Consider the following 23666-nt stretch of genomic DNA (forward strand, 5'->3'; position numbering starts at 1 on the left):
CGGTTGAAAGAGAAGACCATGAAAGACACCATTCGCCAGCTCATCCAGCAAGCCATCGCCCAACTCGTCACTGAAGGTGTGCTGCCAGAAGGCCTGTCGCCGGCGATTCAGGTCGAAAACACCCGCGACAAGACCCACGGCGACTTCGCCAGCAACATCGCGATGATGCTCGCCAAGCCAGCTGGCATGAAGCCACGGGACCTGGCGGAGAAAATCATCAATGCGCTGCCGGCCGACGAGAACGTCAGCAAGGCCGACATTGCCGGCCCGGGGTTCATCAACTTCTTCCAGAACACCCAGGCCCTGGCTTCGCGCCTGGACGCGGCCCTGGCTGACGAACGCATTGGCGTGCGCAAGGCCGGCCCGTTGCAGCGCACCGTGGTCGACCTCTCGGCCCCCAACCTGGCCAAGGAAATGCACGTCGGCCACCTGCGCTCGACCATCATCGGCGACGGCGTGGCCCGGGTCCTGGAGTTTCTCGGCGACACCGTGATCCGCCAGAACCACGTCGGCGACTGGGGCACCCAGTTCGGCATGCTGATGGCCTACCTGCAGGAAAACCCGATCACCAGTGACGAGCTGTCGGACCTGGAGAACTTCTACCGCGCCGCCAAGCAACGCTTCGACGAGTCGCCCGAGTTCGCCGACCGCGCCCGGGGCCTGGTGGTCAAGCTGCAGGCCGGCGATGCCGAGTGCCTGGCGCTGTGGAGCAAGTTCAAGGACATCTCCCTGTCCCACTGCCAGAAAATCTACGAGCTGCTGAACGTCAAATTGACCATGGCCGACGTGATGGGCGAAAGCGCCTATAACGACGACCTGATCAACGTGGTCAACGACCTCAAGGCCAAGGGCATGCTGGTGGAAAGCAACGGCGCCCAGTGCGTGTTCCTCGACCAGTTCAAGACCGCCGATGGCGAGCCGCTGCCGGTGATCATCGTCAAGGCCGACGGTGGCTACCTCTACGCCACCACCGACCTGGCAGCCGTGCGCTACCGCAACGGCGTGCTCAAGGCCGATCGGGTGCTGTACTTCGTCGACCAGCGCCAGGCCCTGCACTTCCAGCAAGTGTTCGAAGTCGCGCGCCTGGCCGGTTTCGTGACCCGTCCAATGGAGATGGAGCACATGGGCTTCGGCACCATGAACGGCGCCGATGGCCGCCCGTTCAAGACCCGCGATGGCGGCACGGTGAAGCTGATCGACCTGCTGACCGAAGCCCAGGACCGCGCCTACACCCTGGTCAAGGGCAAGAACCCCGAGCTGGCCGAAGACGAACTGCGCAAGATCGCCAAGGTCGTGGGCATCGACGCGGTGAAATACGCCGACCTGTCCAAGCACCGCACCAGCGACTACAGCTTCAACTTCGACCTGATGCTCAACTTCGAAGGCAACACCGCGCCGTATCTGCTGTACGCCTACACCCGCGTGGCGGGGGTGTTCCGCAAGCTCGGCAAGAACTTCAATGAAGTGGACGGCCAGATTGCGCTTGAGGCCCCTCACGAACAGGAGCTGGCGGCGAAGCTGGCACAGTTCGGCGAGGTGCTGAACAACGTCGCCGACAAGGGCACACCGCACACCCTGTGCGCCTACCTGTACGATGTCGCCGGCCTGTTCTCCAGCTTCTACGAGAACTGCCCGATCCTCAACGCGCAAACCCCAGAGCAAATGCAGAGCCGCCTGCGCCTCGCCGCGCTGACCGGGCGTACGCTCAAGCAAGGCCTGGAACTGCTGGGCCTGGAAACCCTGGAGCGCATGTAAGTTGGCCGCCAAGAAAAAACCTGCACCCAAGCGCGGCGCCAGTCGTTACCAGCCTCCAGCAAAAAAACCGATTCCGGGCTGGTTGTGGATGGCCATCGGCCTGACCGTCGGCGCTTTCATTGTGTTTCTGATGAAGCTGGAGCCGGGCCAGGGCGATGACGTCAAGCGCGTCCGGCAAGAACAGCAGAAAGCCACGCGGATCGCCGAGGCCAACAAGACCCCGCCGAGCCCGACGCAACCGGTGAAGCCGAAGTACGACTTCTACACCTTGCTGCCGGAATCGGAAGTCATCGTGCCGCCCGAAGCCGTGCCGGAGAAAACCCTGCCGACGCCGCAAGTGCCTCAGGTGCCCACCACGCCGGTGACCCCAGCCGAAGCGGCGAAGATCGACACCGCTCGCGCCCAGGCAGCCCTGGCCGGCATCACGCCGCCACCGGCCCCTCCGGTGCAGAAAGCCGCGCCGGTGACGAAGTTCTTCCTGCAGGCCGGTTCGTTCCGCAAGGAAGCCGACGCCGACAAGGTCCGGGCGCAGATCATTCTGCTGGGCCAGTCCGTGTCGGTGGAGTCCGGCACCGTGAAGGACGAAACCTGGTACCGGGTACTGGTCGGGCCGTTCAGCAACCGCGAGGAACTGACCAAGGCCCAGAAGCAACTGGCCGGCAGCGGTTTCAGCAATCTGTTGTTACAACAACGCCAGAGCCGCTAGGCACACCGATCGTTCCCATGCTCTGCGTGGGAATGCAGCCCGTGACGCTCCGCGTCACTGGACGCAGAGCGTCCCTTGAGGCGTTCCCACGCGGAGCATGGGAACGATCATCGGGGGGCCGCTCGTCCCCTCCCCCACCCCACAGTTGAAAAACCCCACGCCACCCCCATATGAGTTCCATCCGGGCATTTTCGCCCCGCTGCGTGGAGACTCTCCCTTGACCACCATCGTTTCAGTCCGCCGTCATGGCAAAGTCGTCATGGGCGGCGACGGCCAGGTTTCACTGGGCAACACCGTGATGAAAGGCAACGCGAAGAAAGTCCGCCGCCTGTATCACGGCGAAGTCATCGCCGGTTTCGCCGGGGCCACTGCCGACGCCTTCACCTTGTTCGAACGTTTCGAAGGCCAGCTTGAGAAACACCAGGGCCACCTGGTCCGTGCCGCCGTGGAACTGGCCAAGGAATGGCGCACCGACCGCTCCCTGAGCCGCCTCGAAGCCATGCTCGCGGTCGCCAACAAGGACGCCTCGCTGATCATCACCGGCAACGGCGACGTCGTTGAGCCCGAGGATGGCCTGATCGCCATGGGTTCCGGCGGAGCCTACGCCCAGGCTGCGGCCAGCGCCCTGCTGAAAAAAACCGACCTGTCGGCCCGTGAGATCGTCGAGACTGCCCTGGGCATTGCCGGCGACATCTGTGTCTTCACCAACCACACCCAGACCATTGAGGAGCAGGACCTCGCGGAATAAGCCTGACCAGGCGACCCACGCCACGGCCCATTCTTGCTTGAGGACCACCCATTATTATGTCCATGACTCCCCGCGAAATCGTCCACGAACTCAACCGCCATATCATCGGCCAGGACGATGCCAAGCGCGCCGTCGCCATCGCCCTGCGTAACCGCTGGCGCCGGATGCAACTGCCCGAAGAACTGCGCGTCGAAGTGACTCCCAAGAACATCCTGATGATCGGCCCGACCGGTGTCGGTAAAACCGAAATCGCCCGTCGCCTGGCCAAACTCGCCAACGCGCCGTTCATCAAGGTCGAAGCCACCAAGTTCACCGAAGTCGGCTATGTCGGCCGCGACGTCGAGTCGATCATCCGTGACCTGGCCGATGCCGCCATCAAGCTGCTGCGCGAACAGGAAATCACCAAGGTCCGCCACCGCGCCGAAGACGCCGCCGAAGAGCGCATCCTCGACGCCCTGCTGCCACCGGCGCGCATGGGCTTCAACGCCGACGCCGCCGCGACGCAGGACTCCAACACCCGCCAACTGTTCCGCAAGCGCCTGCGCGAAGGCCAGCTGGACGACAAGGAAATCGAGATCGAAGTGGCCGAAATGGCCGGCGTCGATATTTCCGCGCCGCCCGGCATGGAAGAGATGACCAACCAGTTGCAGAGCCTGTTCGCCAACATGGGCAAGGGCAAGAAGAAAAACCGCAAGCTCAAGGTCAAGGAAGCGCTCAAACTGGTGCGCGACGAGGAAGCCGGTCGCCTGGTCAACGAAGAAGAGTTGAAGGCCAAGGCGCTGGAGGCAGTCGAGCAGCATGGCATCGTATTCATCGACGAAATCGACAAGGTCGCCAAGCGCGGCAATGTCGGCGGTGCCGATGTGTCCCGCGAAGGTGTACAACGCGACCTGCTGCCGCTGATCGAGGGCTGCACGGTCAACACCAAGCTGGGCATGGTCAAGACCGACCACATCCTGTTCATCGCCTCCGGTGCGTTCCACCTGAGCAAGCCGAGCGACCTGGTGCCGGAGCTGCAGGGTCGCCTGCCGATCCGTGTCGAATTCAAGGCGCTGACGCCGGAAGACTTCGAACGCATCCTCAGCGAGCCCCACGCCTCCCTGACCGAACAGTATTGCGCGCTGCTCAAGACCGAAGGCCTGAACATCGAGTTCACCCCGGAAGGCATCAAGCGCCTGGCCCAGATCGCCTGGCAGGTCAACGAGAAGACCGAGAACATCGGTGCCCGGCGCCTGCACACGCTGCTCGAACGCCTGCTCGAGGAAGTCTCGTTCAGCGCCGGCGACCTGGCGAGCGCCCACAACGAAGCGCCGATCCTCATCGACGCCGAGTACGTCAACAGCCACCTGGGTGAGCTGGCGCAGAACGAAGACCTGTCGCGGTATATTCTCTAAGCTGCAAGTGGCAAGCTGCAAGCTGTAAGTTGGTTACTTGTAGCTTGTAGCTTGTAGCTTGTAAGCTGCTTCCATGACCAAACTCCCCACCGCCATCAACCTGCACAAAGCCTCCAGGACCCTGACGCTCAAATACGCGCCGGACGAGGAGTATCACCTGCCCGCCGAGTTCCTGCGGGTGCACTCGCCTTCCGCCGAGGTCCAGGGCCACGGCAAACCCATCCTGCAATACGGCAAGCTCAACGTTGCCCTGACCAAGGTCGAACCGGCCGGCCAGTACGCACTGAAACTGACCTTCGACGACGGCCACGACAGCGGGCTGTTCACCTGGGACTATCTCTACCAACTGGCGGTGCGTCAGGAAGACTTGTGGAACGATTATCTTGGCGAACTCAAGGCCGCCGGAAAAACCCGCGATCCGAACGAGTCCGTCGTCAAGCTGATGCTCTAACTCAAGGGCTGGCGCTTTAGGGCGAATTTTCTAGACTCATCTGCTTGAATGCCCGCGCGGCAACGTCAATGACTGGCCTGCTTGCGAAAAAAATTAAACTCGGGTAACCAATGGAGCTGGCAAGTTCCCTGCAAAGGAACCGACAAGTTCCTGGCATACGTTTCCTCATTGGCCCTCGATGCGGAATTAACGGTCACCCGAGCAGCGTACCTGGTATCGGCTGTGTGGCTTCATGGCACGATCCGGGTACTCGTCTGAAGGACAATGGAGCGTCGTAGATGAGCAACAAGAACAACGATGACCTGAAGTATCAAGCCTCGGAAAATACCCTGGGGTTGAATCCCGTCGTCGGCTTGCGCAGAAAAGATCTGCTGGCCTCTGCCCGCATGGTGCTGACCCAGGCCATCAAGCAACCGCTGCACAGCGTCAAGCACGTCGCCCATTTCGGCGTCGAACTCAAGAATGTCCTGTTCGGCAAATCCGAACTGCAACCGGCCGGCGACGACCGTCGCTTCGCTGACCCGGCGTGGAGCCAGAACCCCCTCTACAAACGTTACCTGCAAACCTACCTGGCGTGGCGCAAGGAGCTGCACGCCTGGATCGATGACAGCAACCTCTCGCCCGCGGACATCAGCCGCGGGCATTTCGTGATCAACCTGATGACCGAAGCCATGGCCCCGACCAACTCGGCGGCCAACCCGGCAGCAGTCAAGCGCTTCTTCGAAACCGGCGGCAAGAGCCTGCTCGATGGCCTGTCCCACCTGGCCAAGGACCTGGTGCACAACGGCGGCATGCCGAGCCAGGTCAACATGGGTGCGTTCGAGGTCGGCAAGAGCCTGGGCGTGACCGAAGGCGCCGTGGTATTTCGCAACGACGTGCTGGAGCTGATCCACTACCGGCCCATCACCGAGCAGGTCCACGAGCGACCGCTGCTGGTGGTGCCGCCACAAATCAACAAGTTCTACGTATTCGACCTGAGCCCGGACAAGAGCCTGGCGCGCTTCTGCCTGCGCAGCAACGTGCAGACCTTCGTCATCAGTTGGCGCAACCCCACCAAGGAGCAGCGCGAGTGGGGCCTGTCGACCTACATCGAGGCGCTCAAGGAGGCGGTGGACGTGGTCACGGCCATCACCGGCAGCAAGGACATAAACATGCTCGGTGCCTGCTCGGGCGGCATCACTTGCACCGCGCTGCTGGGCCATTACGCCGCCCTCGGCGAGAAAAAGGTCAATGCGCTGACACTGCTGGTGAGTGTGCTCGACACCACCCTGGACACCGACGTGGCGCTGTTCGTCGACGAGCAGACCCTGGAAGCGGCCAAGCGCCACTCCTACCAGGCCGGTGTACTCGAAGGTCGCGACATGGCCAAGGTGTTCGCCTGGATGCGCCCCAACGACCTGATCTGGAACTACTGGGTCAACAATTACCTGTTGGGCAACGAGCCGCCCGTGTTCGACATCCTGTTCTGGAACAACGACACCACGCGGCTGCCGGCGGCGTTCCACGGCGACCTCATCGAAATGTTCAAGAACAATCCACTGATCCGTCCCAATGCACTGGAAGTGTGCGGCACGCCCATCGATCTCAAGCAGGTTACCGCCGACATCTACTCCCTGGCCGGCACCAACGACCACATCACGCCGTGGAAGTCCTGCTACAAGTCGGCGCAGCTGTTTGGCGGCAAGGTGGAGTTCGTGCTGTCGAGCAGCGGGCATATCCAGAGCATCCTCAACCCGCCAGGCAACCCCAAGTCGCGCTACATGACCAGTGATGACATGCCGGCCAAGGCCGAGGACTGGCAGGAGAACTCAACCAAGCACACCGACTCCTGGTGGTTGCATTGGCAGGCCTGGCAGGCCGAGCGCTCGGGCAAACTGAAAAAAGCCCCGACCGTGTTGGGCAACAAGGCCTACCCGGCCGGTGAAGCGGCGCCCGGCACTTATGTGCATGAAAGATAGCTGTAAGCCGCAAGTTTCAAGCTTCAAGCTTCAAGCGTCTTGACTTGAAGCTTGAAGCTTGAAGCTGCCATTCTGCTTTTTTAACCCCAGGGCTTGAAGCATGCCGCAACCGTACATCTTCCGTACCGTCGATCTGGATGGCCAGACCTTGCGCACCGCGGTACGTCCCGGCAAGCCTCACTTGACGCCGCTGCTGATTTTCAACGGCATCGGCGCCAACCTCGAGCTGGTGTTCCCGTTCATCCAGGCCCTGGACCCGGACCTGGAAGTCATCGCCTTTGACGTACCCGGTGTCGGCGGTTCATCGACGCCCAACCGGCCGTATCGCTTTCCTGGCCTGGCCAAACTCACCGCGCGGATGCTCGATTACCTGGACTACGGGCAGGTCAACGTGATCGGCGTGTCCTGGGGGGGCGCCCTGGCCCAGCAGTTCGCCTATGACTACCCCGAGCGCTGCAAGAAGCTGGTGCTGGCGGCCACGGCGGCCGGGGCGGTGATGGTGCCGGGCAAGCCGAAGGTGCTGTGGATGATGGCCAGCCCCCGACGCTACGTTCAACCTTCCCATGTGATGCGTATCGCCCCACTGATCTACGGCGGCTCGTTCCGTCGCGACCCGAGCCTGGCGGCCAGCCATGCGGCCAAGGTTCGTTCGGCGGGCAAGCTCGGTTATTACTGGCAACTGTTCGCCGGCCTGGGCTGGACCAGCATCCACTGGCTGCACAAGATCCACCAGCCGACCCTGGTGCTGGCCGGCGACGACGACCCGCTGATCCCGCTGATCAACATGCGCATGCTGGCCTGGCGCATTCCCAACGCCCAATTGCACATCATCGACGACGGCCATCTGTTCCTGATCACCCGTGCCGAGGCGGTGGCGCCGATCATCATGAAATTCCTGGAGGAAGAACGTCAGCGTGCGGTGATGCATCCGCATCCCTCGCCGCTGGGCGGCGGCTGAAACCGCCCATTAGCGCCTGGCAGGACGCCGGACCGCGCAGCGACCCGAAACAGCGACTATGTTGTCTGGTTCGGTGTGTTTGTTTTTAGCCTGATGACGAAGGAGTTGACTCATGCGCGACAAACCGGCGAAGGGTTCCATGCCCGCCCCTGCCAGCTTCATCAACGCACAAAGTGCGGTCACCGGCCTGCGTGGCAGGGACCTGCTGTCCACCTTGCGCAGCGTTGCCATACACGGCTTGCGCAACCCGGTGCACAGTGCCCGGCATGCGTTGAAGCTGGGCGGTGAACTGGGCCGTGTGCTGCTGGGCGAGACCCTGCACCCCACCAACCCCAACGATCAGCGTTTCGCCGACCCCACCTGGCAGCTCAATCCGTTCTACCGCCGCAGCCTGCAGGCCTACCTGAGCTGGCAGAAACAGGTGACGAGCTGGATCGACGAAAGCACCATGAGCCAGGATGACCGCGCCCGCGCCCACTTCGCCTTCGCCCTGCTCAACGACGCCGTTTCGCCGTCCAACACCTTGCTCAACCCGCTGGCGGTCAAGGAGCTGTTCAACTCCGGCGGCACCAGCCTGGTTCGAGGCCTCAGCCATCTGGTGGACGACCTGCTGCACAACGACGGGTTGCCGCGACAAACCACGCCCCATGCCTTTGAAGTCGGCAAGACCCTGGCGACCACCCCTGGCGCGGTGGTGTTTCGCAACGAATTGCTCGAGCTGATCCAGTACCGGTCCATGAGCGAAAAGCAATACGCCAAGCCGTTGCTGATCGTGCCGCCGCAGATCAACAAGTTCTACATTTTCGACCTGAGCCCTTCCAACAGCTTCGTCCAGTACGCCCTGAAAAACGGTTTGCAGGTCTTCATCATCAGTTGGCGCAACCCTGACGTACGCCACCGCGAATGGGGCCTGTCCAGCTATGTCGAGGCCGTGGAAGAAGCCATGAACGTCTGCCGGGCGATCACCGGCGCCCGCGAGGTCAACCTGATGGGCGCCTGCGCCGGGGGCATGACCATCGCCGCCCTGCAAGGCCACCTGCAAGCCAAGCGCCAGTTGCGCCGGGTCGCCAGTGCCACCTACCTGGTGAGCTTGCTGGACAGCCAGATCGACAGCCCGGCCACGCTGTTCATCGACGAGCAGACCCTCGAAGCCGCCAAGCGTCGCTCCTACCAGAAAGGCATCCTCGATGGCCGTGACCTGGCCCGGGTGTTCGCCTGGATGCGCCCCAACGATCTGATCTGGACTTACTTCATCAACAACTATCTGCTGGGCAAGGAGCCTCCGGCCTTCGACATCCTCTACTGGAACAACGACTGCACCCGCCTGCCGGCGGCTTACCACGGCGACCTGCTGGACTTCTTCAAGCACAACCCACTGACCCATCCCGGCGGCCTGGAAGTGTGCGGCACGCCCATCGACCTGCAGAAAGTGACGGTGGACAGCTTCAGCGTGGGCGGCATCAATGATCACATCACGCCGTGGGACGCGGTGTATCGCTCGACCCTGTTGCTGGGTGGCGAAAAACGCTTCGTGCTTTCCAACAGCGGCCATGTCCAGAGCATCCTCAACCCGCCGGGCAACCCCAAGGCCAACTTCATCGAAAGCGCAAAATTGAGCAGCGACCCACGGGCCTGGTACTACGACGCCAAGCACGTCGAAGGCAGTTGGTGGACCCCATGGCTGGGCTGGATCCAGGAGCGTTCCGGCGCCCAGCACGAAACCCAGATGACCTTGGGCAATGCGAACTACCCGCCTCTGGACGCAGCTCCCGGCACCTATGTTCGCGTGCGCTGAAGGCCTTACCCCACGGCCAGGCGATTGGCCGTGGCATGACTTGATCATTAAGAAGACCGGATGAAAACCCGCGACCGCATCCTTGAATGTGCCCTGCAATTGTTCAACGAAAAGGGCGAACCGAACGTCTCCACCATGGAAGTTGCCAACGAAATGGGCATCAGCCCGGGCAACCTCTATTACCACTTTCATGGCAAGGAACCGCTGATCCTCGGGTTGTTCGAGCGATTCCAGGGCGAACTGGCACCGCTGCTGGACCCTCCGGCGGACGTGCAATTGGCGCCGGAAGACTACTGGCTGTTCCTGCACTTGATCGTCGAGCGCCTGGCGCAGTACCGCTTTCTGTTCCAGGACCTGTCGAACCTGGCCGGGCGCCTGCCGAAGCTGGCCAAGGGTATCCGCCAATTGCTCAATGCCCTGAAGCGCACCCTCGCCTCACTGCTGGCGCAGCTCAAGGCCCAAGGATTGCTGGTCAGCGATACCCAGGCCCTGGGGCAGTTGGTGGAGCAGATCACCATGACCTTGCTGTTCTCCCTGGACTACCAGCGGATCCTGGATCGCGAGGGCGAGGTTCGGCTGGTGGTCTACCAGATCATGATGCTGGTGGCCCCGCACCTGCCGCCCGCGACCAAGGTCGCGACTGAGCAACTGGCGTTGCGCTACCTGGAAGAACACGAGTAACCCAGTGTGACGCTCGTCCCCACGCTCCGCGTGGGGATGCAGCCCGGGACGCTCCGCGTCCCAAACAGCGGAACGCAGAGCGTCCCCGGAGGCATTCCCACGCGGGAGCGTGGGAACGAGCACCCGACCTTCACAGGCCGGGCGTTTTTGCATGTCCCGCAGAAATCAGGACTGGGTGGTAGGCGTCGATGGAGCCGGCGCTGGAGTTGGCGTGGCGACCGGGGTCGGAGCGGCGGCGGAGTTCGCCGGGCTCGTCAGGGTCGCCGGTTTGGCGGCCGCGGTCGGCGCCTTCGGTGCAGCGGCTTTCGGCGCAGCCGGTTTTTTCACGGCCGGTTTTTTCGCCGCAGCAGGTTTGGCCGCCGCTTTTGCCGCAGGCTTGGCGGCGGGTTTCGCTGCCGGTTTGGCAGCGGCCGTTTTAGCCGCGGGTTTGGCCGCAGGCTTGGCTGCCGCTTTGGCCGCAGGTTTGGCCGCTACCGGTTTGGCCGCCGCCTTGGCAGCAGGCTTGGCCGCAGCAGTTTTAGCCGCGGGCTTGGCCGCTGCTTTCGCCGCAGGTTTGGCAGCGGGTTTCGCCGCAGCCTTGACCAGTGGCTTGGCCGCCGTTTTAGCGGCCGGCTTGGCCGCTGCAGTCTTGGTCGCCACCGGTGCGACTTTGGCGCCTGTGAGTTTTTCGATCTGCTTGGTCAGGGTGTCGACCTTGCTGTGCAGTGCCTTGACTTCATTACGGCTCGGCACACCCAGGCGCGAGATCGCACTGTTCAGGCGCTTGTCGAAAGCCCCTTCCAGTTCGTCCCATTTGCCCAGTGCACGATCCTTCACGCCGCCGATTCGCGACTTGGCGGACTCGGCAGAGTCCTTGGCTGCATCGACTTGTTTGCCGACTGCCGTCTTGGTGAGTTTTTCGGCCTTTTCGCCGTCCTTAACCAGGGACTCGAAGAGCTTGCTGCCGTCAGTGTCGATCTTCGAGTACACGCCTAAACCAGCAAGCCAGATTTTGCGGGAATACTTTTCAATCTTCCCGGCCCACGAGCTGCCCTCTTTTTCTGTGATTTTTTTGCCAGCCATCCCGTTCTCCTTAATGTTTACGCGCGACACGTTCGAGCAATGCTGTCAGCTCATCGAGCTTAGCAGAGAGTGTCTCAACGTCATGTTTAGACGGAATGCCGATACGATTCAAGGCACTTGCAACACGGGCATCGAATACCTTCTCGACTTTATCGAGTTGTACTTCAACCCGGGCCTTGAAAGTATTGACCTCGCTCTTGGCTTCAATCAATTCGCTGTTAGCCGCTTCAAGTTTTCCGGCAATCTTCTTTTTGCCTTTGGTTTCAATAACTTCGCCAGCCTTTACCAACTCCTGAAAGTACTCGCTGCCTTCCTGGCCGACCTTCGTGTAGGCGCCCAGGCCCGCCAGCCAGATCTTGCGCGCGTACGTTTTCACGTCGCTGAGCGTGGAAGATTCAACGTCGGTTTTTTTCTTCAAAATAACTTTGGCCATGGTGCACCTCACTCGAAAAAAGGTTTGAGGAACTGCCCGCACATGGACGGGCTCAGGCACAAAGTAGTGAGAATAATTAGAAAGGGCACCCTAACAACTGACACAAAACCTGAGGGCGATGACTTCCCCTGTGGGAGCGAGCTTGCTCGCGATGGCGGAGTGTCAGCCAACCTTGATGTGACTGAAACAATGCAATCGCGAGCAAGCTCGCTCCCACAGGTGGACAGGTGGTGAACTTGAGTGCTGCATCCTCCTTTCGGTCGATCAGGCCAACGCCTTATCCAACGCCTTTTCGATTTCTGTCTTGATCGTGCCGCTCATGGCCGACATCAACATGCCCAGCTCCACGTCGACGCGGATCGAGTCGTCGCCCACATGCACTTCGCCCTTGACCCCGGAACGCTTGAGTTTCAGGGTGTCGCCCTCCCACTGCGGCTCCAGGCCATAGCTGTCGGACAACTTCTGCGCCAGCTTGTCGGCTTTCTCTCGCGCCACTTCCTTGCCCAGGCCATGGGCACGCTCAACAGTTATACGGGCCATCGGGTGACTCCTGTTTTATCGGGACTTGCCTGAACGTTTCAGACCCTGGCTGCGTCAAAACGTCCCGGCGGTAGCCCATCTTACCTTCAGCCTTGCCAAGACAAAGCCCTCCACCGGGATTAGAATGTCCCGCATTCTTTTTTGGTGACCGCGATATGACTGATCAGCGCAAAGGCAGCGATGCCGAACCCACCACTCACTTCGGCTTCAAGAACGTGCCGGAAAGCCAGAAAGCGGAAAAAGTCGCTGAGGTTTTCCACTCCGTAGCCGCCAAGTATGACTTGATGAACGACCTGCTCTCGGGCGGCATGCACCGCCTGTGGAAGCGTTTCGCGATCGAACTGTCGGGCGTGCGCAGCGGCAATCGCGTATTGGACATCGCCGGCGGCACGGGCGACCTGACGAAGAAGTTTTCCCACATCGTCGGGCCGACCGGCCAGGTGGTCCTGGCCGACATCAACGAGTCCATGCTCAAGGTCGGTCGCGACCGCCTGCTGGACCTGGGTGTGGCCGGCAACGTCGAGTTCGTCCAGGCCGACGCTGAAAAGCTGCCGTTCCCCGACAACCATTTCGACTGCGTGACCATCGCCTTCGGTCTGCGCAACGTCACCCACAAGGAAGATGCCCTGCGCTCGATGCTGCGCGTGCTCAAGCCCGGTGGCCGCCTGCTGGTGCTGGAGTTCTCCAAGCCAACCAATGCGCTGATGTCCAAGGCCTATGACGCCTACTCGTTCGCCTTCATGCCGCTGATGGGCAAGCTGATCACCAACGACTCGGAAAGCTATCGCTACCTGGCCGAATCGATCCGCATGCACCCGAACCAGGAAACCCTGAAGTCGATGATGGTCGAGGCCGGTTTCGACCGCGTGACCTACCACAACATGACCGCAGGCATCGTTGCCCTGCATCGCGGCATCAAACCCTGATGCTGCTCACCGGCCTGCTCGCCAGCGTCGAACTGGGCCTCAACCGGGTGCTGCGCCTGGACAGCACGGCGCTCGCGCGCCTGGCGCACTTGAGCGGCAAGGTGATTGCCGTCGACTGCCGCAGCCCGACGTTGCGGTTGTTCATCCTGCCCAGCGACGAAGGCCTGATGCTCGCCGCGCACTGGGAGGCCGAGGCCGACTGCACGCTGCGCGCCCCGGCGTCGAGCCTGCTGAACCTGGCCCTGGGCAAGGACAAGACCGCGGTGCTGCATAGCCCCGACGTGGAGCTCGACGGCGACAGCGGCGTACTGCTGGAGCTGGCGGCGATTCTCCAGGACCTGGAGCTGGACTGGGAATACGAAGTGTCCCGCTGGATCGGTCCGGTGGCGACCCAATTGCTCAGCGGTCATTTGCGCAGCCGCGGCCGCTGGTATCGGCAGGGGTTCGCCAGCCTTGGGCAGAATCTGAGTGAATACCTGGCCGAAGAATCGCGTACCCTCGTAGGCCAACGCGAAGCACAAGCCCGTTTTAATGAACTGGACCAGATCAAACTTGACCTGGAACGTCTCGAGGCGCGTTTCGAGCGCCTTTCCCGATCCCTTGAAACCAAGCGATAACGCATGAAGCTGCTTGCCGTCCGCCGTTTGTTGCGCATCCAGCGCGTCGTGATCCGCTACCGCCTCGATGACCTGCTGTTCGCCCTGCCGCTGCCCTGGTTTCTCCTGGCCCTGCGCTTCGTGCTGCCATGGCGCTGGTTTCCCCGGCGAACGCTGGACCTGAGTCGCGGTGCGCGCTTGCGCCTGGCCTTGCAGGACCTGGGGCCGATTTTCATCAAGTTCGGACAGATCCTTTCGACCCGGCGCGACCTGTTGCCCGAAGACATCGCCGATGAACTGATGCGCCTGCAAGACCGCGTGCCGCCGTTCGATTCCAAGGTGTCGGTAGCGCTGATCGAGGAGCAACTGGGCAAGAAGATCAGCGAAGTCTTCAGCCGTTTCGACGTCGAGCCCCTGGCCTCGGCCTCCGTCGCCCAGGTTCACGCCGCCCAGCTCAAGAGCGGCGAAGAAGTGGTGGTCAAAGTCATCCGCCCGGGCCTCAAGCCGATCATTGCCCAGGACCTGGCGTGGCTGTTCATCCTCGCCCGCGCCGCCGAGCGGTTGTCGGCCGATGCCCGCCTGCTGCACCCGGTGGACGTGGTCCAGGACTACGAAAAAACCATCTACGATGAACTCGACCTGCTGCGCGAGGCGGCCAACGCCAGCCAGCTGCGCCGCAACTTCGAAGGTTCGCCGCTGCTGTATGTGCCGCAAGTCTATTGGGACTGGTGCCGGCCGAAAGTACTGGTGATGGAGCGTATCTACGGCATCCAGGTCACCGACCTGGCGACCCTGGCCGACCAGCGTACCGACATGAAGATGCTCGCCGAACGCGGCGTGGAAATCTTCTTCACCCAGGTGTTTCGCGACAGCTTCTTCCATGCCGACATGCACCCGGGCAACATCTTCGTCAGCACGGTGCAGCCGTGGAGTCCGCAGTACATTGCCATCGACTGCGGCATCGTCGGCAGCCTGACCCCGGAAGACCAGGACTACCTGGCGCGCAACCTGTTCGCCTTCTTCAAGCGTGACTACCGTCGCGTCGCGCAACTGCACATCGATTCGGGCTGGGTGCCGGCCGAGACCAAGCTCAACGAGTTCGAAGCGGCGATACGTACCGTGTGCGAACCGATCTTCGAAAAACCGTTAAAAGATATTTCCTTCGGCCAGGTGCTGATGCGCCTGTTCCAGACCGCGCGACGCTTCAACATGGAAGTCCAGCCACAGTTGGTGCTGTTGCAGAAAACCCTGCTGAACATCGAAGGCCTCGGCCGCCAGCTGTATCCGGACCTCGACCTGTGGAACACCGCCCAACCGTTCCTCGAACGCTGGATGCGCGAGCGCGTCAGCCCCAAAACCTTGCTGGGCAACGTGCAAAGCCAGTTCGAGCAGCTCCCGCACCTGGCCAACATGACCCGCGACCTGCTCGAACGCATGTCCCAACCCCACGCCCACGATCCGGCGCCGCCGTGGCAGCGACGCAAGGACGACTGGCTGTTGCGCCTGCTGGGCGCCGCTCACCTGGGAGGCGGCGCAGTGCTGGCGACCGGTGGGCCGCTGAGCCAGCTGGGGCACTGGCCCGCCGGTATCATGATGGTGGTCGGTCTGTATCTGGTCGTTCGCCGATAGCACGGATCAGTTGCAAGCGATAAGCTGCAAGCCTCAAGCTAAAACGGTTGAACCTATCGCCCAACCCAACACAGAATCGCTTTTACTTGCAGCCTGAAGCTTAAAGCTTGCCGCTGCCGTCAGGACCAACGATGAAAAACTGGCAGGACGAGATCAAATGGGACGCTGACGGCCTGGTGCCGGCCATCGCCCAGGACCACAAGACCGGGCGCGTATTGATGATGGCCTGGATGAACCGCGAAGCGCTGGCCCTGACCGCCGCCGAGAACCGCGCCATCTATTGGTCACGTTCTCGTGGCAAGCTGTGGCGCAAAGGTGAAGAGTCCGGGCACGTGCAGCACCTGCATGAGATGCGCCTGGACTGCGACGGCGACGTCATCATCCTGATGGTCGAGCAAGTCGGTGAGATTGCCTGCCACACCGGCCGTCAAAGCTGCTTCTATCGCGTCTTCGAGAACGGCGACTGGAAAACCGTCGACCCTGTGCTCAAGGACCCGCATGCCATTTATTCAGGACATACCCATGAGTGACACCCTGACCCGCCTGGCCCAGGTGCTGGAAGAGCGCAAGGGCGCCGCGGCCGACAGTTCCTATGTCGCCAGCCTGTACCACAAGGGCTTGAACAAGATTCTGGAGAAAGTCGGCGAAGAGTCGGTCGAGACCATCATCGCCGCCAAGGACGCCGCCATCAGTGGCGATTGCAGCGACGTGATCTACGAGACCGCCGACCTGTGGTTCCACAGCCTGGTCATGCTGGCCCAACTGGGGCAGCATCCGCAGGCCGTACTGGATGAACTGGACCGTCGCTTCGGTCTGTCCGGGCACGTCGAGAAAGCCTCGCGCCCGTCCGCCTGATCAACTTTTGAGAGGAATAGCCACATGGGTATTTTTGACTGGAAACACTGGGTCGTCATCCTGGTCGTCGTGGTGCTGGTGTTCGGTACCAAGAAACTGAAAAACCTCGGCACCGATGTCGGTGAGTCGATCAAGGGCTTTCGCAAGGCCATGAACGATGATGAAAAACCGGCCGACCCGTCTGCGACTCCTGGCCAACCCGCGCAGCCGACCCAACCGGTACACCCCCAGGCCAGCCAGCCTGTGAATGCGCCGCACACCATCGACGTGCAGGCCCAGAAAGTCGAAGAGCCCGTCCGCAAAGACTCGTGAGCACTGACTAATGTTTGGGATCAGCTTCACTGAACTGCTGCTCGTCGGCCTCGTCGCCCTGCTGGTACTGGGCCCCGAGCGCCTGCCGGGTGCTGCGCGCACCGCCGGTCTGTGGATCGGCCGTTTGAAGCGCAGCTTCAATGCGATCAAACAGGAAGTTGAACGTGAGATCGGTGCCGACGACATCCGTCGGCAACTTCACAACGAACATATTCTGTCCCTGGAGCAGGAAGCGCGGAAAATCTTCACGCCGACCCAACAGGAACCGACGCCAGTCCAGCCCATGGCCGAGCCGACGGCGGTTTCCCAAGCGCCAGAGGGTGGCGCGTCGGTGGCTGAACCGACGCCAGTGACACCGCCGACAGCGGATACAGCGCCCCCCGCGGTCACTGCGCCTAACGATCCTACTTTGCCGCCGCGAGCCCCATGAGCGATATCCCAGAGAACGACCAGCCGATGCCGCTGGTATCGCACCTCACCGAGTTGCGCACCCGTCTGCTGCGTTGCGTCGCGGCGGTTTTCATCATCTTCGCCGGGCTGTTTTCCTTCACCCAGCAGATCTACACCTTCGTCTCCACGCCGCTGCGCCAGTACCTGCCGGTAGGCGCGACAATGATCGCCACCGACGTGTCGTCGCCGTTCCTGACGCCACTGAAGCTGACGATGATGGTCTCGCTGTTCCTGGCGATCCCGGTGATCCTGCACCAGATCTGGGGCTTCATCGCACCGGGCCTGTACAAGCATGAAAAGCGCATCGCCGTGCCGCTGCTGGTGTCCAGTATCCTGCTGTTCTACACCGGCATGGCCTTCGCCTATTACCTGGTGTTCCCACTGATCTTCAAGTTCTTCGCCGCCGCCACCCCGGCGGGCGTGGAAATGATGACCGACATCAGCAGCTACCTGGATTTCGTCATGACGCTGTTCTTCGCCTTCGGCGTGGCGTTCGAAATCCCGGTGGCCGTGGTGCTGCTGGTGTGGATCGGCGTGGTCGACGTGGCGTATTTGAAGAAGATCCGCCCCTACGTGATCATCGGCTGCTTTGTGGTCGGCATGATCCTGACCCCGCCGGACATCTTCTCCCAGACCCTGCTCGCGGTGCCGATGTGGCTGCTGTTCGAGATCGGCATCCTGTTCGGTGGCCTGGTGCGCAAGCGCCGGGAAGAAGAGCCCGAGGAACAACCGGTCGATGACCACAACGACCAGCCGCCAGCGACACAAGCGTGAACCTGCTGCTGCTCGAAGAGGCCGACTTCATCGGGCCCGACCGCGTGATCCTGAGCGATCGCCGGTTGACCCACATGCAGGAAGTCCATCGCAGCGCCGTCGGTGACAGCCTGCGGGTCGGGCGTATCGGTGGGTTGATGGGTACGGCCCAGGTGCTGCGCCTGGAAGCCCGCGAAGCCGAACTGCAAGTGACCCTCGACCAGCCAGCGCCGGCCAAGTTGCCGCTGACCCTGGTACTGGCCCTGCCGCGTCCGAAAATGCTCCGACGGGTGTTCCAGACCGTCGCCACCATGGGCGTGCCGCGTGTGGTGCTGGTCAACAGCTATCGCGTGGAAAAGAGCTTTTGGCAGACACCGTTCCTCGAGCCCGAGGCCATCCGTGAGCAACTGATCCTGGGCCTGGAACAAGCCCGGGACAGCGTGCTGCCGGAAATCATCATCGAAAAACGCTTCAAGCCCTTCGTCGAGGACCGCCTGCCGGCCATCGTGAACGGCACCCTCGGACTGGTCGGCCACCCTGGCAACCACCCGCCCTGCCCGCGAGCGCTAACAGAACCGGTGACCTTGGCCATCGGGCCCGAAGGCGGTTGGATTCCCTACGAGATCGACCTGCTGGGCAAGGCCGGCCTGCAACCGGTACAACTGGGTGAGCGGATCCTGCGGGTCGAGACCGCGGTTACAGCGCTGCTTGCGCGTCTGTTCTGATCCTCTGCGGCCTGATGCTCCCCTCGCCACAAGTCAGCGAGTTCAATATCTTCCGCTCATTTCTACAGATCCCTCCCTGAAGGCCGATATAGCACGGATAAAACAAAATAAGCGCTGCGAGGGAGTATCGGCATGTTCCAGTGGTTTGCCCAGAGTCTGGGAAATGTAAGCGTCAATCGCAAACTCGGCGCAGGCTTCGGCCTTGTGCTGTTCCTGACCTTGATGATCGCGTTTACCGGCTGGACCGGCCTGGGCAACGTGATCAGCCGTGGCGACAAGCTGGGGTTCATCTCCGAACTCAGCGGGTTGACCAAGGACTTGCGCCTGGCGCGCATGGACTACTACAACTCTCGTGGAGAAAACGGTCCGCAGGAGGTCAACGATCTGATTGGCAAGCTCGACGCGGGGCTCAAGACCGCTCGCGAGCTGATTGAACAGCCGGACGATGTTGCACTGATCGACCAGCAACTGGCCGCCGTCGCCGAATACAAAAGCGCCTTCGCCGAGATGATCCTCGCCACCGCCAGCCGTGAAGACGCCCGCAGCAAACTCGGCGCCAACGCCGACAACGCCGTGGCCCGCGTCGCCGAAGTGGAAAAAACGCTGCTGCAAGGCGGTGACGTCACCCAGTTCAACAGCGTGGTGAGCCTGAGCAAGGCGATCCAACAGGCGCGCTATCAGGTTCGCGGCTACACCTACAGTGGCAAAAGCGAGGCCCAACAACCGGCCATCGATGCAATTACCGATGTCCTGAAACTGCTTGCACGTTTGCCGGCCCAGTTGCCTGAAGAACACGCCGACAGGCTCCAGCAGGCCAGCGACTCGATGAACCTCTATCGAGCGGCGGTTAGCCAGTTCCGCGATTCCCAGCTTGATACCGCCGTAGCACTCAAGCGCATGGCCGAGCAAGGCGAAGTGTTGCTCGAAGCCAGCCAAAAGTTGACCGTCTCCCAGACCGGCGTGCGTGACCGTGATGCGGCCGAGGCCAAGACCTTCCTGATCGGGGCCGCAACCCTGGCCCTCTTGTTCGGCATCATCTCAGCCTTGGCGATCACCCGGCAGATCGTCGGCCCCTTGAGCCAGACCCTCAAGATCGCCGAGGGCGTGGCCGCCGGCGACCTGACCCACGACCTCAACTCCGAGCGCCGCGACGAACTGGGCCAGCTGCAGCGGGCCATGCAGCGCATGACCGTGGGCCTGCGCCAATTGATCGGCGGCATCAGCCAAGGCGTCACACAGATTGCCAGCGCCGCCGACCAGCTCTCGGCCGTTACCGAGCAGACCAGCGCTGGCGTCAACAGCCAGAAAGTGGAAACCGACCAGGTCGCTACCGCGATGCACGAAATGACCGCCACCGTGCAGGAAGTGGCACGTAATGCCGAGGAAGCCTCCGAAGCCGCCCTCGCCGCCGACCAGCAGGCACGCGAAGGTGAAAAAGTGGTTGGCGAAGCCATCGCCCAGATCGAACGCCTGGCCCTCGAAGTGGGCAACTCCACCGCGGCGATGGGCGACTTGAAGCGTGAAAGCGACAAGATCGGCAGCGTGCTCGACGTGATCAAGTCCGTCGCCCAGCAAACCAACCTGCTGGCCCTCAACGCCGCCATCGAAGCGGCCCGTGCAGGGGAAGCCGGACGTGGCTTTGCGGTCGTGGCCGATGAGGTTCGCAGCCTGGCGCAGCGCACCCAGAAGTCCACCGAAGAAATCGAAGAGCTGATCGTCGGCCTGCAATCGGGCACCCAGCAGGTCGCGACCATCATGGACAACAGTCGCAACCTGACCGACAACAGCGTCGAGCTGACCCGCCGCGCCGGTGGCTCACTGGAAAACATCACTCGCACGGTCTCGGCGATCCAGTCGATGAACCAACAGATCGCCGCAGCCGCCGAGCAACAAAGCGCCGTGGCCGAGGAAATCAACCGCAGCGTGCTGAACGTACGTGACGTGTCCGAACAAACCGCCGCCTCCAGCGAACAAACCGCCGCCTCCAGCGCCGAACTGGCGCGGCTGGGCGTTCATTTGCAGACATTGGTGGGGCGGTTCAAGGTCTGACACCCTGGCGAGGGAGCTTGCTCCCTCGCCACGGGAATACACCCGCCTATTTCCTACAGATCGCCACAACATGGTCGATACTCTTCTCATAAAGCCTATAAAAGGTTCGAGGGAGTATCAGCATGTTCAGTTGGCTGACCGAAAAGCTGGGAAATGTAAGCGTCAATCGCAAACTGGGTTTCGGTTTTGGCCTGGTACTGCTCATGACCGTCCTGAGCACCTTCGCCGGCTGGAACAGCCTGAGTAGTGTGATCAGCCGCGCAGATAAGCAGGCTTCCATCGCCGAGCTCAACGAGCTGGACAAGGATCTGCGCGTCGCCCGTCTCGACTATGAAATGCGTCGCGGTGAACAAGGACCGACAGCCGTCAGCGAACTCTTGGTCAAGCTGCAGGAAGGCACGCACGCCTCCCTCAAAACGTTTACGCGTGCCTCGGACCTGGAAATGCTCAATCAGCAATTGGCGACGCTCGACGAGTACAAACGTGCCTTTGCCGACATGACCCAGGCAACCCAGAACCGCGAATCAGCCCGATACAAGCTGGGGGCCAACGCCGACAACGCCGTGGCCAAGGTGAAGGAGGTCGAAGATGCCTTGCGCCAAGGCGACAGCGTCCCTCTATTCAACGACGTGGTTGAGCTGAGCAAGCTCATCCAACAAGCGCGCTACCAGGTCCGGGGCTACACCTACAGCGGCAAGGCCGAAGCCGAGCAACCGGCGCTGGAGGCCATTGATAACGTCTTGAAAAACCTGGAAGTCCTGCCAAGCAAGCTGCCGGAGCAGTACACCGCCAACCTGCAACAGGCCACCGAATCGATGAAGGCCTATCGCGCCGCAGTCGGTCAGTACCGAGACTCTCAGGTAGCCAATGCCTCAGCCCTCAAGCGAATGCTGGAGCAAGACACCCGTTTGAACGATTTAAGCCACCGATTGACTGCCTCCCAGACAGAGAAGCGTGATCAGGAGACGATTCACGCGAAAGAGGCGTTGATCATCGTCACCCTCCTGGCCTTGGCGTTTGGCCTGCTGGCAGCGTGGATCATTACCCGGCAAATCGTCGTTCCGCTGCAACACACCCTGGTTGCAGTCGAACGCGTCGCTTCGGGCGACCTGAGCCATAACCTTGAAGTCAATCGTCGCGACGAAATGGGCCAGCTGCAAAGCAGCCTGCAACGCATGGTGATCAGCCTGCGGCAGCTGATCGGCGGTATCAGCGATGGGGTTACGCAAATCGCCAGCGCCGCCGAACAGCTCTCGGCCGTCACCGAGCAGACCAGTGCCGGGGTCAATAGCCAGAAAATGGAAACCGATCAGGTCGCCACTGCCATGAATGAAATGACTGCCACGGTGCAGGAAGTGGCACGCAACGCCGAAGAAGCCTCCGAAGCCGCCGTCGCCGCCGACCAGCAGGCGCGCGAGGGCGAAAGGGTCGTCGGCGAAGCCATCGCCCAGATCGAGCGTCTGGCCAAGGAAGTGGGTAACTCCACCACGGCGATGGGCGATTTGAAGCGTGAAAGCGACAAGATCGGCAGCGTGCTGGACGTGATCAAGTCCGTGGCCCAACAGACCAACCTGCTGGCCCTCAACGCCGCCATCGAAGCGGCCCGTGCAGGGGAAGCCGGACGTGGCTTTGCGGTGGTGGCCGATGAGGTTCGCAGCCTGGCGCAGCGCACCCAGAAGTCCACCGAAGAAATCGAAGAACTGATCGTTGGCCTGCAGAGCGGTACCGAAAAAGTCTCGACGATCATGGACAGCAGCCGCGGTCTCACCGACAGCAGTGTCGAACTGACCCGCCGCGCTGGTGGCTCGCTGGAAAACATCACCCGCACCGTCTCGGCGATCCAGTCGATGAACCAACAGATCGCCGCGGCGGCCGAGCAGCAGAGTGCTGTGGCTGAGGAGATCAACCGTAGTGTGCTGAATGTGCGTGATGTGTCGGAGCAGACGGCGTCGTCCAGTGAGGAGACTGCCGCCTCCAGTGCTGAGCTGGCGCGGTTGGGGGTGCATTTGCAGGCGTTGGTGGGGCGGTTCCGGGTTTGATGCCTTCGGCCCACCACTCGTTGCCTCGCCTAGGCTCGGCATGCCCTCACTCCGGCATTGCTCCGTGGGCCCGTTAGATCTGTGGGAGCAAAGCTTGCTCGCGATAGCGGTCTGTCAGGCAACATCAATACTGACTGCCCCGCCGCCTTCGCGAGCAGGCTCGCTCCCACATAGGTTTTTGGGTCGTTTATAAAATCAGCGTCCACCGCCGATCCCTGTGGGAGCGGGCTTGCTCGCGATGGCGGTGGGTCTGCTTGCATCAATGATGGATGTACCGGCCTCTTCGCGAGCAAGCTTTGCTCCCACAGGCCCTGCTCGAACAGATCTGATGGGTGTACGACCGGGAGAGCCAGGTCGGCTGTCATGCCGCCTCGCGAGCAAGCTTTGCTCCCACAGGTCCTGCTCAAACAGATCTGATGGGTGTGTACGACCGGGAGAGCCAGGTCGGCTGTCAGGCCGCCTCGCGAGCAAGCTTTGCTCCCACAGGTCCTGCTCAAACAGACCTGATGGGTGTACGACCGGGAGAGCCAGGTCGGCTGTCAGGCCGCCTCGCGAGCAAGCTTTGCTCCCACAGGCCCTGCTTAAACAGATCTGATGGGTGTACGACCGGGAGAGCCAGGTCGGCTGTCAAGCCGCCTCGCGAGCAAGCTTTGCTCCCACAGGACCTGCTCAAACAAGTCTGATGGGTGTACGACCGTGAGAGCCAGGTCGGCTACTAGGCCGCCTCGCGGTGGACGTTGATCTCAGGCGCCCCGTTAACCACGCTGGCCGAACGCAGGCATTGTGGAGTGGGCATCCCGGCATGGATGCCGGGATAGCCGCGCTGGGCCATGGATGGCCCTTCGCGGCGG

The 23666-nt window shown here is 61.9% G+C and carries 22 protein-coding genes and 2 pseudogenes; 21 read left to right on the forward strand and 3 right to left on the reverse strand.

The genetic code is table 11. The features are described from left to right. Nucleotides 1-18: 18 nt before the first annotated feature. From argS to ASC85_RS06910, 9 genes are all read left to right on the forward strand, one after another. On the forward strand, nucleotides 19-1755 hold the full coding sequence (gene argS, locus ASC85_RS06870; protein ID WP_057448754.1) for an arginine--tRNA ligase: 1737 nt from the start codon (nucleotides 19-21) through the stop codon (nucleotides 1753-1755). A gap of 1 nt (nucleotide 1756) precedes the next feature. Then, complete coding sequence (locus tag ASC85_RS06875; RefSeq protein ID WP_014336156.1) at nucleotides 1757-2461, forward strand: SPOR domain-containing protein; 705 nt, start codon at nucleotides 1757-1759, stop codon at nucleotides 2459-2461. A gap of 217 nt (nucleotides 2462-2678) precedes the next feature. After that, the gene (hslV, locus tag ASC85_RS06880; RefSeq protein ID WP_003196958.1) at nucleotides 2679-3209 is read left to right on the forward strand and encodes an ATP-dependent protease subunit HslV; all 531 of its coding nucleotides are present in this window, start codon (nucleotides 2679-2681) and stop codon (nucleotides 3207-3209) included. 56 nt (nucleotides 3210-3265) lie between these two features. Further along, nucleotides 3266-4603 (forward strand): ATP-dependent protease ATPase subunit HslU, encoded by a 1338-nt coding sequence (hslU, locus tag ASC85_RS06885; RefSeq protein WP_057448755.1) that lies wholly within the window; start codon nucleotides 3266-3268, stop codon nucleotides 4601-4603. 73 nt (nucleotides 4604-4676) lie between these two features. Beyond that, nucleotides 4677-5054 carry a gamma-butyrobetaine hydroxylase-like domain-containing protein gene (locus ASC85_RS06890; protein ID WP_018606686.1) on the forward strand — a complete coding sequence of 126 codons (378 nt, stop codon included), beginning with the start codon at nucleotides 4677-4679 and terminating at the stop codon, nucleotides 5052-5054. A 278-nt stretch (nucleotides 5055-5332) separates the two neighbouring features. Then, nucleotides 5333-7012, forward strand: a complete 1680-nt coding sequence (gene phaC, locus ASC85_RS06895; protein WP_003196950.1) for a class II poly(R)-hydroxyalkanoic acid synthase — start codon at nucleotides 5333-5335, stop codon at nucleotides 7010-7012. A gap of 100 nt (nucleotides 7013-7112) precedes the next feature. Next, on the forward strand, nucleotides 7113-7970 hold the full coding sequence (phaZ, locus tag ASC85_RS06900; RefSeq protein WP_003186648.1) for a poly(3-hydroxyalkanoate) depolymerase: 858 nt from the start codon (nucleotides 7113-7115) through the stop codon (nucleotides 7968-7970). Between the two features lie 112 nt (nucleotides 7971-8082). Beyond that, nucleotides 8083-9765 (forward strand): class II poly(R)-hydroxyalkanoic acid synthase, encoded by a 1683-nt coding sequence (gene phaC, locus ASC85_RS06905; RefSeq protein ID WP_057448756.1) that lies wholly within the window; start codon nucleotides 8083-8085, stop codon nucleotides 9763-9765. 60 nt (nucleotides 9766-9825) lie between these two features. Further along, nucleotides 9826-10446 (forward strand): TetR/AcrR family transcriptional regulator, encoded by a 621-nt coding sequence (locus tag ASC85_RS06910; protein WP_014336152.1) that lies wholly within the window; start codon nucleotides 9826-9828, stop codon nucleotides 10444-10446. 165 nt (nucleotides 10447-10611) lie between these two features. Here ASC85_RS06910 and ASC85_RS06915 read toward each other — a convergent pair whose 3' ends face one another. From ASC85_RS06915 to ASC85_RS06925, 3 genes are all read right to left on the reverse strand, one after another. Continuing rightward, entirely contained in the window at nucleotides 10612-11508 is an 897-nt protein-coding gene (locus ASC85_RS06915) for a phasin family protein (RefSeq protein ID WP_057448757.1), read from the reverse strand. A gap of 10 nt (nucleotides 11509-11518) precedes the next feature. Continuing rightward, on the reverse strand, nucleotides 11519-11941 hold the full coding sequence (locus ASC85_RS06920) for a phasin family protein (RefSeq protein WP_046064121.1): 423 nt from the start codon (nucleotides 11939-11941) through the stop codon (nucleotides 11519-11521). A 264-nt stretch (nucleotides 11942-12205) separates the two neighbouring features. After that, a complete protein-coding gene (locus ASC85_RS06925; protein WP_003196939.1) occupies nucleotides 12206-12481 on the reverse strand; it encodes a polyhydroxyalkanoic acid system family protein in 276 nt (91 codons plus the stop codon). 155 nt (nucleotides 12482-12636) lie between these two features. Here ASC85_RS06925 and ubiE point away from each other — a divergent pair, with 155 nt between their 5' ends. The 12 genes and pseudogenes from ubiE (at nucleotide 12637) to ASC85_RS33765 (ending at nucleotide 22815) form a co-directional block, all read left to right on the forward strand. Continuing rightward, nucleotides 12637-13407, forward strand: a complete 771-nt coding sequence (gene ubiE, locus ASC85_RS06930; RefSeq protein ID WP_003196937.1) for a bifunctional demethylmenaquinone methyltransferase/2-methoxy-6-polyprenyl-1,4-benzoquinol methylase UbiE — start codon at nucleotides 12637-12639, stop codon at nucleotides 13405-13407. After that, nucleotides 13407-14031: pseudogene (locus ASC85_RS06935) on the forward strand (ubiquinone biosynthesis accessory factor UbiJ). The gene ubiE and the pseudogene ASC85_RS06935 overlap by 1 nt, the downstream one beginning before the upstream one ends. Further along, the gene (ubiB, locus tag ASC85_RS06940) at nucleotides 14028-15632 is read left to right on the forward strand and encodes a ubiquinone biosynthesis regulatory protein kinase UbiB (protein ID WP_057448758.1); all 1605 of its coding nucleotides are present in this window, start codon (nucleotides 14028-14030) and stop codon (nucleotides 15630-15632) included. Before ASC85_RS06935 ends, ubiB begins: the two are co-directional and overlap by 4 nt. A 131-nt stretch (nucleotides 15633-15763) precedes the next feature. Next, nucleotides 15764-16162 carry a phosphoribosyl-AMP cyclohydrolase gene (gene hisI, locus ASC85_RS06945; RefSeq protein WP_003196931.1) on the forward strand — a complete coding sequence of 133 codons (399 nt, stop codon included), beginning with the start codon at nucleotides 15764-15766 and terminating at the stop codon, nucleotides 16160-16162. Beyond that, nucleotides 16155-16487, forward strand: coding sequence for a phosphoribosyl-ATP diphosphatase (locus ASC85_RS06950; protein WP_003186671.1), 333 nt, complete (start codon nucleotides 16155-16157; stop codon nucleotides 16485-16487). Before hisI ends, ASC85_RS06950 begins: the two co-directional genes overlap by 8 nt. Before the next feature lie 24 nt (nucleotides 16488-16511). Further along, nucleotides 16512-16799, forward strand: a complete 288-nt coding sequence (locus tag ASC85_RS06955; protein ID WP_057448759.1) for a twin-arginine translocase TatA/TatE family subunit — start codon at nucleotides 16512-16514, stop codon at nucleotides 16797-16799. A 10-nt stretch (nucleotides 16800-16809) separates the two neighbouring features. After that, complete coding sequence (tatB, locus tag ASC85_RS06960) at nucleotides 16810-17229, forward strand: Sec-independent protein translocase protein TatB (protein WP_057448760.1); 420 nt, start codon at nucleotides 16810-16812, stop codon at nucleotides 17227-17229. Continuing rightward, the gene (gene tatC, locus ASC85_RS06965) at nucleotides 17226-18023 is read left to right on the forward strand and encodes a twin-arginine translocase subunit TatC (RefSeq protein WP_014336144.1); all 798 of its coding nucleotides are present in this window, start codon (nucleotides 17226-17228) and stop codon (nucleotides 18021-18023) included. The genes tatB and tatC overlap by 4 nt, the downstream gene beginning before the upstream one ends. Further along, nucleotides 18020-18727, forward strand: a complete 708-nt coding sequence (locus tag ASC85_RS06970; RefSeq protein ID WP_057448761.1) for a 16S rRNA (uracil(1498)-N(3))-methyltransferase — start codon at nucleotides 18020-18022, stop codon at nucleotides 18725-18727. Before tatC ends, ASC85_RS06970 begins: the two co-directional genes overlap by 4 nt. A 132-nt stretch (nucleotides 18728-18859) precedes the next feature. Then, nucleotides 18860-20776 carry a HAMP domain-containing methyl-accepting chemotaxis protein gene (locus ASC85_RS06975; RefSeq protein WP_057448762.1) on the forward strand — a complete coding sequence of 639 codons (1917 nt, stop codon included), beginning with the start codon at nucleotides 18860-18862 and terminating at the stop codon, nucleotides 20774-20776. Between the two features lie 203 nt (nucleotides 20777-20979). Continuing rightward, a pseudogene (locus ASC85_RS33760) lies at nucleotides 20980-21960 on the forward strand (methyl-accepting chemotaxis protein); the annotation flags it as partial. A 141-nt stretch (nucleotides 21961-22101) separates the two neighbouring features. Continuing rightward, nucleotides 22102-22815: a methyl-accepting chemotaxis protein gene (locus ASC85_RS33765; protein WP_442966197.1), complete on the forward strand. Its 714-nt coding sequence runs from the start codon at nucleotides 22102-22104 to the stop codon at nucleotides 22813-22815. Nucleotides 22816-23666 lie beyond the last annotated feature (851 nt).

Origin of the sequence: Pseudomonas sp. Root401 (genome assembly GCF_001425105.1) — a bacterium.
In the GTDB taxonomy this organism is placed as follows: Bacteria; Pseudomonadota; Gammaproteobacteria; order Pseudomonadales; family Pseudomonadaceae; genus Aquipseudomonas; species Aquipseudomonas brassicacearum.